Annotated in this window: 6 protein-coding genes; 3 read left to right on the top strand and 3 right to left on the bottom strand. The window is 63.5% G+C overall.

All coding sequences use genetic code 11. The annotated features are described in order from the left end of the window. Positions 1-224: 224 nt before the first annotated feature. From MVC20_RS10805 to MVC20_RS10795, 3 genes are all read right to left on the bottom strand, one after another. Complete coding sequence (locus MVC20_RS10805; protein WP_037272693.1) at positions 225-1,658, bottom strand: NAD(P)(+) transhydrogenase (Re/Si-specific) subunit beta; 1,434 nt, start codon at positions 1,656-1,658, stop codon at positions 225-227. A gap of 13 nt (positions 1,659-1,671) precedes the next feature. After that, complete coding sequence (locus MVC20_RS10800) at positions 1,672-3,246, bottom strand: Re/Si-specific NAD(P)(+) transhydrogenase subunit alpha (RefSeq protein ID WP_297541183.1); 1,575 nt, start codon at positions 3,244-3,246, stop codon at positions 1,672-1,674. 127 nt (positions 3,247-3,373) lie between these two features. Beyond that, positions 3,374-3,826 (bottom strand): methyltransferase, encoded by a 453-nt coding sequence (locus tag MVC20_RS10795; protein WP_297541181.1) that lies wholly within the window; start codon positions 3,824-3,826, stop codon positions 3,374-3,376. A 70-nt stretch (positions 3,827-3,896) separates the two neighbouring features. On the opposite strand from MVC20_RS10795, the gene MVC20_RS10790 reads away from it, so the two are divergent. The 3 genes from MVC20_RS10790 (at position 3,897) to MVC20_RS10780 (ending at position 13,469) form a co-directional block, all read left to right on the top strand. Continuing rightward, a complete protein-coding gene (locus MVC20_RS10790; protein ID WP_297541179.1) occupies positions 3,897-4,649 on the top strand; it encodes an SDR family oxidoreductase in 753 nt (250 codons plus the stop codon). A 192-nt stretch (positions 4,650-4,841) separates the two neighbouring features. After that, positions 4,842-7,088: a Hint domain-containing protein gene (locus MVC20_RS10785; RefSeq protein WP_297541177.1), complete on the top strand. Its 2,247-nt coding sequence runs from the start codon at positions 4,842-4,844 to the stop codon at positions 7,086-7,088. A 327-nt stretch (positions 7,089-7,415) separates the two neighbouring features. Beyond that, positions 7,416-13,469: a Hint domain-containing protein gene (locus MVC20_RS10780; protein WP_297541175.1), complete on the top strand. Its 6,054-nt coding sequence runs from the start codon at positions 7,416-7,418 to the stop codon at positions 13,467-13,469. The last annotated feature ends 3 nt before the right edge of the window (positions 13,470-13,472 follow it).

Raw genomic sequence — 13,472 nt, 5'->3', positions numbered from 1 at the left:
CCGTTCTCCTGTTCCTCCGCGCTCCATACCGCGTGCCGCGCCCGCGAAAAAGAGGTTTTTCGTTCAAACCCAATGATTTAGCGGAACACAAGTGTATACCGCGCAAGGTTTGGGCTTCACCGGTCCCAAGATACTCAAATTCCAACCTTTGCCAAAGGGAAAGCAGAACGCGAAAGGGCGCAGCCTCTCGGCCGCGCCCTCTGCATCTTCACATCCCGAAACGATCAGTCGATCTTGGGCAAGAGGCTCGACAGGCTCGCCTTGGCGTCGCCATAGAACATCCGCGTGTTGTCCTTGTAAAAGAGCGGGTTTTCGATCCCCGAATAGCCGGTGCCCTGCCCGCGCTTCGAGACAAACACCTGCTTGGCCTTCCAGCATTCCAAGACCGGCATCCCGGCGATGGGGCTGTTGGGATCGTCCTGCGCCGCCGGGTTCACGATGTCGTTCGAACCGATGACGATGGCCACATCCGTGTCGGGGAAATCCTCGTTGATCTCGTCCATTTCCAGCACGATGTCATAGGGCACCTTGGCCTCGGCCAAGAGCACGTTCATATGCCCCGGCAGACGCCCCGCAACCGGATGGATGGCGAAACGCACGTTCTTGCCCTTGGCCCGCAGTTTCGCGGTCAGTTCGGAAACCGCCCCCTGCGCCTGCGCCACCGCCATGCCGTAGCCCGGAATGATGATGATGCTGTCGGCCTCGTTCAGCGCCGTGGCGACACCATCGACGTCAATCGCCACCTGCTCGCCCTCGACCGCCATCTGCTCGCCCGCCGGGCCGCCAAAGCCGCCCAGAATGACCGAGATGAACGAACGGTTCATCGCCTTGCACATGATGTAGCTCAGGATCGCACCAGAGGAACCGACCAGCGCCCCCACCACGATCAAGAGGTCATTGCCAAGGCTGAACCCGATCGCCGCCGCGGCCCAGCCCGAGTAGCTGTTGAGCATCGACACGACCACGGGCATGTCCGCGCCGCCGATCCCCATGATCAGGTGATAGCCGATGAAGAACGCCAGAAGCGTCATCACCACCAGCGTCCAGATGCCCGCGTCATTGAAATACATGATCCCCAGCACGGTCGACAGGATGGCCGCCCCGGCATTGAGCATGTGCCCGCCCGGCAGCTTCTTGGCGGCCGTATCGACCTTGCCCGCCAGCTTGCCAAAGGCGATGATCGAGCCGGTAAAGGTCACCGCGCCGATAAAGACGCCCAGGAACACCTCGACCCGCAGGATCGCCACCTCGACGCTGGTTTTCTTGGCCAGCACGGCGGCAAAGCCCTCAAGCCCCTTGCGCGCGGTGTCGTCCATCGCCAGCACGCGGCCCAGTTCGATATCGGCGTTAAAGCCGACAAAGACCGCGGCAAGGCCCACAAGGCTGTGCATCGCCGCCACAAGCTGCGGCATCTCGGTCATCTGCACCCGCGTGGCCACCACATAGCCAATCGCGCCACCGGCCGCGATCAGCACCAGCGACAAGAGCCAGAGCCCGGCACCCGGGCCGATCAGCGTGGCAACCACCGCCAGCGCCATGCCGGCCATGCCATACCACACCGCGCGCTTGGCGCTTTCCTGCCCCGAGAGCCCGCCCAGAGAGAGAATGAACAGGATGGCCGCCACCACATAGGCAGCCGTCGTGAAACCGTAATCCATGATCCTCTACTCCTTATGACTTCTGGAACATGGCGAGCATGCGCCGGGTGACGAGGAAGCCACCGAAAATATTGATCCCGGCCATGAAGACCGACAGCGCCGCCAGCAGGATGACCAGGAAAGACCCCGATCCGATCTGCATGAGCGCGCCCAGAATGATGATCGACGAGATCGCGTTGGTCACGGCCATCAGCGGCGTGTGCAGGCTGTGCGACACATTCCAGATCACCTGGAAGCCCACGAAAACGGCCAGCACGAAGACGATGAAATGCTGCATGAAGCTGGCCGGGGCCACCAGACCCACCCCCAGGAGCAACGCAGCACCGACCACCAGGAGCGTGACCTGTTGCTTGGTCTGCGCCTTGAACGCCGCCATTTCCGCCGCGCGCTTTTCCTCGGCCGTCAGTTCCTTGGCCTTTTCCTTGGGCTTGGCCGCGGCAATCGCCGCAACCTTGGGCGGCGGCGGCGGGAAGGTAACGGCACCCGCATGGGCCACTGTGGCCCCCCGGATCACGTCATCCTCCATGTTGTGATTGACCTTGCCATCCTTCTCGGGCGTGAGGTCCGACATCATGTGGCGGATATTGGTGGCATAGAGCGTCGAGGATTGCGCCGCCATCCGGCTCGGGAAATCGGTATAGCCGATGATGGTGACGCCGTTTTCGGTGACGATCTTTTCGTCCATCACCGTCAGCTTGCAGTTGCCACCTTTTTCGGCGGCCAGATCGACGATGACCGATCCCCGCTTCATCGCCTTGACCATGTCCTCGGTCCAAAGCTCGGGCGCTTCGCGGTTGGGGATGAGGGCGGTGGTGATGACGATATCCATCTCCGGGGCCAGCTCGCGGAACTTGGCCAGTTGCGCCTCGCGGAACTCCGGGCTCGAGACAGAGGCATAACCGCCGGTGGCGGCCCCGTCCTGCTGCTCTTCCTTGAAATCGAGATAGACGAATTGCGCGCCCATGGATTCGACCTGCTCGGCCACTTCGGGCCGCACGTCAAAGGCATAGGTGATCGCGCCCAGCGAGGTCGATGTGCCGATGGCGGCCAGACCCGCCACGCCCGCGCCGACGATCAGAACCTTGGCCGGGGGCACCTTGCCCGCCGCGGTGATCTGCCCGGTAAAGAAGCGGCCAAAGTTGTTGCCGGCCTCGATCACCGCGCGATAGCCCGCGATATTGGCCATGGAAGAGAGCGCGTCCATCTTCTGCGCGCGGCTGATGCGCGGCACCATGTCCATGGCGATGACCGATGTGCCCTTCTCGGCCAGCAGCTTCATCTGCGCCTCGTTCTGCGCAGGCCAGAAGAAGGAGATCAGAAGCTGGCCCTCGGTCAGGCGCTTGGCCTCCGTCTCGCTGGGCGGGCGCACCTTGGCCACGATATCCACGGCCTTGTAGAGTGCTGCGGCGGTCTTGATCACCTCGACGCCAGCGGCCTCATAGGCCGCGTCCGAGAACCCCGCAGCGGCCCCCGCGCCGCTTTCGATGGCACAGTCATAGCCCAGCTTTTGCAATTGCAGGGCCGAATCGGGTGTCATGGCGACCCGATTCTCACCCTCATGCACTTCCTTTGGCGTTCCGATCTTCAATGCTGTCTCCCCCTTTGGCAGATGACGTGTTCTGATGGCCCCGCAGCGCGGCATGCCGGTTTCCTTGTCCCGAACGTCGTTATTTCACACTATTTCGTGAGTGACGAGATCAAGATTGTCGCGGTTTCTACAACCAACGTCGTGTTTTTTCGCAATATCGGGCAAAATCCATGCGGAACTTGCGCCGCATCCTGTCCTCTTCCGGTATAACGAAGCGTTTTTCAATCACCCAGACGAAAATGGGAATCAGGGGCAACGCCAGAACCGCGTCCCAACGCAGAATCAGCCCCGCGAGAATCAGCGTATCCCCCAGATAGATGGGATTGCGCGACCGCCGGAAAATCCCCGACTGGATCAGGCGCTCTGGCGTTTCATGCGGCACGATGCTGGTCTTGTGGCGGCGAAATTCCAGGGCCGCCATCACCACCAGCAAGATCCCCCCACCCACGAGCAGCCCGCCCAAGAGATCGGCCCACCCCTCTCCAAAGCCGAGGCCCAGCGCAAAATGACCGGATTGCAGCCAGGCAATCGCCAGAAAGCCCGCCAGCCAGACCGGCGGCATGTCAATCCATTTCACCATGCGCCTCCCCTCTGACGGTTGTCTCTGACACAAGAGCGCGTAGAGTAGCGCGTGACAGGGCGGAGGCAAGATGACAATCGCGGGCAAACACGCATTGGTGACAGGCGGCGGCAGCGGCATTGGCCTTGCCATTGCCCGCGCGCTGGCCGGGGCGGGCGCAGAGGTGACAATCACCGGACGCCGCGCCGCAACGCTTGAGGCCGCGGCAGGGGCCGGTCTGCATCCCCTCGTGATGGACGTGAGCCAGGAGGCGCAGGTGGTCTCAGGCGTGGCCGAGGCCGTCGCCGCGCGCGGCCCGGTGCAGATCTGCATCGCCAATGCCGGCATCGCCGAAGGGCGCGCCCTGCACAAGACCGACGCCGCCTTCTGGCGTCAGATCATGGCCACCAATCTTGATGGCGCGTTTTATACCTTGCGCGAATGTCTGGGCGGCATGCGCCAGACCGACTGGGGCCGGGTGATCGCCATTTCATCGATTGCCGGGATCAAGGGGCTCAAGGGCGCGGCCGCCTATACGGCCTCTAAACACGGGATGATCGGCCTCATCCGCGCGCTGAGCGAGGATTATCTTGGCACCGGCCTGACCTTCAACGCGATTTGTCCCGGATATGTGGACACTGACATCGTCAGCCGCAATGCCACCGCCATTTCGCAGCGCGCGGGCGTCTCGGAAGAGGCCGCGCGCGCCATGATGATCGAGGCCAACCGCCACAAACGCCTGATCGCCCCCGAGGAAGTGGCCCAAGCCGTACTCTGGCTCTGCGGTCCGGGATCGAACAGCATCAACGGCCAGACCATCGAGATCGCAGGCGGTCAGGTCTGATCCGTCGCCGCCCGGCTTGCCCGCTTTCTTCATGGCGAAAATACTCCGGGGGTCCGGGGGCAGCGCCCCCGCCTTACGCCGGACATGATTGATCCGGTTTTAGACACAATCGTCTAAAATTCTCCCGAATGCGCGCCCATTGCCGCCGCACACGCTGTGTATCCAGTTTGGAAACAACAGGGTGCTGTAACGATGCCAACGACCTTCAACTGGATCTTTTTAGGGACCGAGACGGATTTTCTTGATCCGACCGAAGGCAACAGCAATGCCGAAAACGCCAGCCTGTTCGTAAACCGCACCTACGGCAGCGCCCTCGACCCGCTCTATCAGCACATCACCAGCGCAACCACCATCAACAACGGTGGCGCGGCCGGTGCGCTCGACATGAACAACACCGCGGCCAATGACGCCTTTACCACCGACATAGGCGCGGGCACGCAGACCTTCATCTTTGACGGGCTCAGCGTTTTCAACGCCACCATCACCTATGCCAATGGCACCACCGCCGTGGTCACGGCGGTTCTGGCGCAATCCACCACCGGCGAATTGTTTCTGGCGCCCGAAATCGGCTTCAACGCCGATGTCACCGCCTTCGAGGCCGGGCCGATTGTCTCCATCACCCTCGACAGCGTGAATGCCAGCACCAATACCAACCTCGGCGCGGACCGCGTGGCGCAGGCCTGGGATAACGGGATCGTGGAGGGCACCGCCGGTGCCGACCTCATCAACGGCAGCTATATCGAACCTGTCGCCAATGGCTCTGACCGGGTGGACAATGGCGACGGGCTGAGCGGTCCGGGCTTCAACGACGATGTCATCAACGCGGGCGCAGGCAATGACACCGTGCTCGCGGGTCTGGGCAACGATTCCGTGTTGGGCGGCACCGGCGCCGACAGCCTGAGCGGTGAGAGCGGCAATGACACGCTCCTGGGTCAGGGCGGCGCGGATACGCTGATCGGCGGCACGGGCGACGACAGCCTCGAAGGGGGCGCCGGCAACGATGTGCTCTATGGCGATGGCGGCACCGCCGCACGCTGGAGCTATGAGGTCTATACCCGCGATTTCACCTCAGCCAACGGTCAGGCGTTCACCATCGAGAGCGGCACCTTGGCGGGGTCCGGCACCTCTGCGGGCTTTGACGTCACGGGACATGGCCAGCAGGCCACGGGCCAGAACGATCCCAACGATTACGGCATCATCTATACCTCCAATCTCATCGCCTCCGCGGATGGGGTCTACCGCTTTGCCACCACTTCGGACGATGGCTCGACCCTTCGTATCCTGGACAGCAACGGCAACCCGCTGACCTTTACCAACCAGAACGGCACGACCGGCTCGTTCCTCGACAACGATTTTCATCAGGCCGCGACGACCCGCTGGGGCGAGGTCACGCTCGAGGCGGGGCAAAGCTACACCATCGAGGTGCGCTATTGGGAAAACCTTGGCGGCAACGTGCTCTCGGGCACCGTCACCCTGCCCGGCGGCACGGTGCAGGATCTGGCCAGCAGCCCGCTCATCGTGGGCAGCGATGCGATTGCGGGCAACGATTTTCTTGACGGCGGCGCAGGGGCCGACCTGCTCTTTGGCGAGGGCGGCAATGACACGCTGATCGTGGGCGAAAATGACACGCTCTTTGGCGGCGATGGCGACGATCTCTTCGTCATCGAACCGCCCGCCGAGACCGGCACCGGCACGATCACCATCGTCGGCGGCGAAGGGGGCGAAACCAATGGCGATACGCTCTTTCTCTCGCCCGAGGCGCGCAAGGCCGACATCACCTTCACCAATACAGACGATGCGGCGGGCGGCCTCTCGGGCAGCTTCACGCTCAGCGACGGCACCCTCGTCAACTTCTCGGAAATCGAGAACATCATCTGTTTCACGCCTGGCATCGGCATCCTGACCCCGCGCGGCGAGCGCCCGGTTGAATCCCTGCGCACGGGCGATCTGGTGATCACCCGCGATCATGGCCCGCAACCGATCCGCTGGATCGGGCGGCGCACCGTGCCGGGCATTGACCGGTTTGCCCCGGTGCGCGTGGCCGCCCATGTGCTCGACGGGGCGCGCGCGCCGCTTCTGGTCTCGCCACAGCACCGCTTTCTCTTCACCGGCTACAAGGCCGAGCTGCTCTTTGGCTGCGACGAGGTTCTGGTCGCGGCGCGCCATCTGGTCGATGGCCGCGCCGTCACCCAAGAGGAACAGGCCGCCGTCACCTATATCCATGTCATGTTCGACCGGCACGAGGTGATCTATGCCGAAGGGGCTGCCACCGAGAGCTTTCACGCAGGCGACATCGGCATATCGGCCATTTCCGATCAGTCACGGGAAGAAATGTTCAGCGTCTTTCCGGAACTGCGCAGCAATCCCAACGCCTATGGCGGCACCGCGCGCCCCTGCCTCAAGCGGCACGAGGCACGGCTTTTGCAACCCTGCGGATAAGCCCCCTAAATTCCGCCGCGCACGAGCCGTTAAAATGCCTGAATCCAGTCCAAGTACGAGCACGCTGCGGCTTTAAGTCTATCTCAAAGGGTAAGTCGTATGATTGAAAACCACGTCCTGCCCGGGTGTTCCGTTACGCAGAAGGCATTTTTTATGTTTAAAATCAGATTGATAAAGAAAAGCATTTCTTCACCGCGCTCGCGCACACGACGGGGGCGACACGGGCTATAGCCCCCCTTTGACTGCCCACCGGCCTGATCGGCCTGCACTGCCGCCGCGGCCCCCGCAAGGGCCAGACTAGACCCGAACGATAAAAGTAGACCGAGCATGGCCACGACATTTGATCTCTTCCTCCTCGGGACCGCCCCGCAAATCGACACGGTCGAGGGCAATCTCACCTCCGAGAATCATCAGGCCCTTGAGGGGCTCGTTTTCGGCAGCACCACCGATCCGCTTGCGGGGAATGTTGCGACGCTCTCCCCCGATGTCGATCTGCTGCTGTTTCCCGACTACATCGGCGGGGCCACGTCCAACGCCTACGATTCCAACAACTTCCTGAGCAACGAAGAATTCGTCATCGGCGGCGTGCGTTACACGCATGACGCCACGATGATCTACAACAACACGATCATCACCTATACCGATGGCACGACCGCGACCGTCAACGCGATCGTCATGCAGGACACCGCCGGCAACCTCTACCTGCTGCCGCCGCCCACTGGCCCCAACGCCTATTCAGACGCGCTCGAGGCCAAGCCGATTCTCTCGGTCACCCTGGGCACTGCCGCGCCATCCAACGGCACCGATGTCTATGCCATGACGGCAGACCGCTACGACCTCACGCTCTCGGATTACGTGGTCGAGGGAACGACAGGCAGCGACCTGATCGACACCAATTACACCGGCGACCCCGAGGGCGACCGGATCGACGACACGGACAATCTCGCCGGGACCAACGATGATCTGGTCACGGCCGGTCTTGGCAACGACACCGTGCGCGCGGGCGCCGGCAACGATACCGTCTATGGTGAAGGCGGCAACGATCTTCTCGATGGCGGCGCCGGCAATGACTCGCTTCTGGGCGGAGACGGCAACGATACGCTGATCGGCGGTGCCGGGGCCGATACGATGATCGGTGGAACGGGACTCGACATCGTCGACTACTCGGGCTCTTCCGAGGCGGTAAATGTCAATCTCTCGACCGGGGCCACCTCTGGGGGCGATGCCACCGGGGATGTGATCAACGATGGCATCGACGGCTTTATCGGGACAGCTTTCAACGACACGCTGGTCGGCTACGACGGCATCTTCGACGGCGGCACCACCACCAACTATATCGACGGCGGCGCGGGCAACGACTCCATCGACGGGCGCGACGGGGCCGACACGCTGATCGGCGGCAGCGGCAATGACACGATCCTTGGCGGCGGCGGCGACGACACGATCTACTACGGCACCGGCAACGACTCGGTCGAAGGGGGCGCGGGCAACGATTACATCGACGATGCCGGCGGCTTTGACTCGACCGCCGATGCCAGCACCGTTTCGGGCGGTGACGGCAACGACACGATCTTCGGCTCCTCCGCGGGCGACGTCTTGCGCGGCGATGCGGGCAACGACTCCATCGGCGGCGAGAGCGGCAATGACTTCATCGACGGGGGTGCGGGCGCTGATACCATTCTGGGCGGCGCAGGCAATGACACGATCCTCACCTCGGGCGGCAACGACAGCATTCAAGGCGGCGACGGGGCGGATGTAATCGTCGCCACGGCCACCGATCCCAGCGGCGTCTACAATTTCAACGTGGATGGCGGCTCTGGCGGCGTGGACAACGACACGCTCGACCTCTCGACGCTGATCGCGGATGGCTGGACCGTCTCCAACATGACCCAGAACCCCGAGACCAACGGGAATCCGGGGTTCAGCGGCCAGATCACCCTCATTCGCGGGGTTGAGTCAGTCAATATCAACTACACCGATATCGAGAATATCATCCTGCGCGACTACCTCGTCGAAGGCACCGCCGGAAACGATCTGATCGACACCAATTACACCGGCGACCCGGATGGCGACCGGATCGACGCGCTCGACAATGCCACCGGCACCAATGCCGACTCGGTGCTTGCCGGGGCAGGCAACGACACGATCAACGCCGGCGCGGGTGACGATACCGTGCTGGGTGAAGACGGGGCCGATGTGATCATCGGCGGCGCGGGCAATGACTCGCTGCTCGGGGGCGCGGGCGACGACACCATCGCAGGCGGCACAGGGGCCGATACGCTGGATGGCGGCACCGGCAACAACACGCTCGATTACTCGGGCTCGACAGGCTCTTTCACCGTCAACCTGGAAACCAACACCGCCTTCGGATCGGATGCCGATGGCGATGTCATCAGCAATTTCCAGAATGTCATCGGCTCGAATTTCGGCGACACGATCACCCTGTCGAACACCTCCGGCACGATCCTCGCGGGCTCCGGCAGTGACGGGCTGCAAGGCGGCTCAGGCGACGATACGATCCTCGGCGGAGGCGGGAATGACACCATCCTCGGCGGCGCCGGCAACGACTCGCTGGTCGGCGGGACGGGCAATGACCTGATCGCGGGCGGCACCGGCGCCGACCAGATGTTCGGCGATGACGGCGACGATACCTTTGTCCTCCAGGATGGCTTTGGCGCGGACACGATCACCGGCGGCGAAACCGGCGAAACCCTGGGCGACACGCTCGATCTGTCCGCGACAACCGGCCCGATCACCCTCGACCTGACCGCCGCCGATGCCGAAACCGGCACCGTCAGCGATGGCACATCCACCGCCACCTTCTCCGAGATCGAGAATATCATCCTCGGCGCGGGCACCGACACGCTGGTCCTTGCCGATGGCTCCGGCCGCGATACGGTCAGCGGCTTTGCCGCCCCCACCGACAATGGCGATGGCACCTATGCCAGCGGCGATCTGCTGGATGTGACCGGCCTCACCTCGGATGGCACGACCCCTGTCACCACCGCCGATGTCACCGTCACCGACACCAATGGCGACGGCACGGGCGATGCGATCCTCACCTTCCCCGGCGGCGAGAGCCTGACGCTCGTCGGCGTGCCGATGAGCGATGTCAACAGCGTCCCCGCCCTCGTGGCAATGGGCATCCCCGACGGGCGCGACTTCGTGGTCGAGGGCACGGCAGGGGCCGATCTCATCAACGTCGATTACACCGGCGACCCCGACGGCGACCTGGTAGACGCGAACGATGCCGCCAACGGCTCGAATGACGATGTAATCGACGCGGGCGCGGGCAATGACAGCATCGACTCGGGTCTCGGCAATGACCTCATCCTCGCAGGCGCGGGCGATGACGAGATTTTCCTCGACGGCAGCCTGCAAAACGACACGATCATCGGCGGCGAGACCGAAGAGACAGCCGGAGAAGGCGACCGGATCAACTTTTCCGCCATTTCCGACGGCCTGCTGATCAATTTCACCGCCGAGGGCACCGGCACGATCACCGATGGCACCGCCATCACCGAATTCTCGGAAATCGAGCGTTTCCAGATGGGCACCGGGGCGGATACCGTCATCGGCTCGGACGGCGTCGAGGAGATCATCGGCAACTACGGCAATGACGTCATCTTTGCGGGCGGCGGTGACGATACGATCTTTTCCGGCTTCGACAGCGACTATGTCGATGGCGGCGCGGGCAACGACTCGATCCTGTCCTCCTCGGGCGCGGATACGGTCGTGGGCGGCGCGGGCGACGACCAGATCGACCTTGGACCGGCGGACGGAGAACGCGACGTTCTGGTGCTGGCCGATGGCTCGGGCAATGACGTGGTCTCGGCCTTCGAGACCCCCATCGACAATGGCGATGGCACCTTCACCGGGCGCGATCAGTTCGATGTGACCGGCCTCACCGACGCCAGCGGCAACCCGGTCACGACCGAGGATGTCACCGTGTCGGTGGACGGGGTCGGCAACGCCGTCCTCACCTTCCCCGGCGGCGAGAGCGTGACACTCGTCGGCGTGCCGATCACGGCGGTCCAGAGCGTGGATCAGCTGGTCGCCATGGGAATCCCCGGCTTCAAGGGCGATTTCATCGTTGAAGGCACCAGCAGCGCAGACCTCATCGACGCCAGCTATACCGGCGACCCGGAGGGCGACCGCATCGACAACAACGATGCCGCAGATGGTGGCAACGATGACCTCGTCTTTGCCGGGCTGGGCGACGATACCGTGTTGGGCGGCGCCGGAAATGACGAAATTCACGGCGAGGCTGGTAATGACAGTCTCGACGGCGGCGCGGGCGATGACACGCTTTTTGGTGCCGACGGCAACGACACGCTCGCGGGCGGTGACGGCAATGACAGCATGGAGGGGTCCACCGGCTCCGACAGCCTGTCGGGCGGCGCGGGTGACGACTATCTCGACGGCGGAACCGAGGCCGACACGCTGATCGGCGGCGATGGCAATGACACGCTGCTTGCGGGCAGCGACCTGGCCGACGACTATCTCGACGGCGGCGCAGGCAATGACAGCCTCAGCGCGGGCGACGGGAATGACACGCTCCTGGGCGGCACCGGCGACGATGTGATCTTCGCCGCCGAAGGTGATGACCTCATCGTCATGGCCGACGATTTCGGCAATGACACGATCGACGGCTGGTCGAATGGCGCAGGCGGCGACACGCTGGATGCCAGCGCGGTTACACAGAACACCGTGCTTGACCTGACAGCGGGCGATCCGGGCAAGCCCGAACAGGGCACGCTCTCGAACGGCACCCAGACGGCACAGTTCGTCGAGATCGAGAATATCATCCTCGGCTCTGGCGACGACCTTGTGCTCGGCTCCAGCGGCAACGACTCTGTCAGCACCGGCGCGGGCGCCGATACCGTCGATGGCGGCGCGGGCGATGACAGCTTCGACATTGGCGCAGGCGATGGCGCGGTCGATACCGTCGTCTTTGCCGATGGCGACGGGGCCGATACCATCACCGGATTTGCCGGTCCCATCGACAATGGCGACGGCACCTTTACCGGGCAGGATCAGCTTGACCTCTCGGGCCTGACCGACGCCAATGGCGATCCGGTCAACGTGGCCGATGTCACGGTCAGCGACGATGGCAGCGGCAACGCCGTTCTCAGCTTTCCGAACGGCGAGAGCCTCACGCTCATCGGGGTCGCTCCGGCCTCGATTTCCTCTCACGACGCGCTCGCGGCCATGGGCATCTTCCAGCCCGATTACGTGGTCGAGGGCACGGCGGGCGACGACACCATCGACAGCGCCTATACCGGCGACCCCGACGGCGACCGGGTGGACAATGCCGACAGCCGCACCAACAGCAATGACGATGTCATCGACGCCGGTGCAGGCAATGACCTTGTGTCCGCAGGGCTTGGCGCTGATACGGTCATGGGCGGCGACGGCAATGACACGATCCTTGGCCTCGACGGCACCGATGTTCTCTATGGCGATGCGGGCAATGACAGCCTCGATGGCGGCATCGACGCCGACACGCTCTTTGGCGGCACCGGCGACGACACGATCAATGTCAGCCAGGGCGACAGCGCCGAGGGTGGCGATGGCGACGATTTCTTCCGCCTGACCACACTGGGCGAGGCCGCAACCGATACCATCACCATCCTCGGTGGTGAGGGCGCGGAAACCGCCGGTGACACCCTCTGGCTGGGCGAGTTCGCCAAGAAGGCCGACATCAACTTTACCAATACCGACGATGCGGCGGGCGGGCTTGCGGGCACGTTCACCATGACCGACGGCACCATCGTCACCTTCTCGGAAATCGAGAACATCATCTGTTTCACCCCCGGTGCGCGCATTCTCACCCAATGGGGCGAACGCCCGGTCGAGAGCCTGCGCTTGGGCGACATGGTGGTGACGCGCGATCACGGGTTGCAGCCGATCCGCTGGATCGGCAAACGCAGCGTGCCGGGTCTGGGCGATTTCGCCCCCGTTTCCATCGCCTCAAGCGTGATGGGCGGACAAGCGCCGCTTCTCGTGTCGCCGCAACACCGTCTGCTCTTTACCGGCTATCAGGCCGAGTTGCTCTTTGGCGAAAGCGAGGTGCTGATTGCCGCCAAGCATATGGTCAATGGCCGCGACGTGACCATCAGCCCGCGCGACGAGGTGACCTATATCCACATCATGTTCGACCGGCACGAGATCATCTATGCCGACGGGATCGGCACCGAGAGCTTCTATGCCGGCGACATGGCGCTTGGGGCGATCGACGCGGCAGCGCGCGAGGAACTCTTTGCGATCTTCCCGGAACTGCGCACCGCTCCCGGCCACCATCGCGACACCGTGCGCAGTTGCCTGCGCCGCCACGAGGCGCAACTCCTGACTGCTCTGGGAGAGAAAGACGCGGCCTGACCG

It is taken from the genome of Roseovarius sp. (genome assembly GCF_027019125.1).
Lineage (GTDB): Bacteria > Pseudomonadota > Alphaproteobacteria > Rhodobacterales > Rhodobacteraceae > Roseovarius.
This window is presented reverse-complemented; position numbering and strand designations above follow the sequence as displayed.

What these genes read in the sequence shown, in the direction of transcription:
- MVC20_RS10785 (WP_297541177.1), top strand. Translation starts at nt 4,842, where the DNA reads ATGCCAACGACCTTCAACTGGATCTTTTTAGGGACCGAGACGGATTTT.
- MVC20_RS10780 (WP_297541175.1), top strand. Translation starts at nt 7,416, where the DNA reads ATGGCCACGACATTTGATCTCTTCCTCCTCGGGACCGCCCCGCAAATC.
- MVC20_RS10795 (WP_297541181.1), bottom strand. Translation starts at nt 3,826, where the DNA reads ATGGTGAAATGGATTGACATGCCGCCGGTCTGGCTGGCGGGCTTTCTG.
- MVC20_RS10790 (WP_297541179.1), top strand. Translation starts at nt 3,897, where the DNA reads ATGACAATCGCGGGCAAACACGCATTGGTGACAGGCGGCGGCAGCGGC.
- MVC20_RS10805 (WP_037272693.1), bottom strand. Translation starts at nt 1,658, where the DNA reads ATGGATTACGGTTTCACGACGGCTGCCTATGTGGTGGCGGCCATCCTG.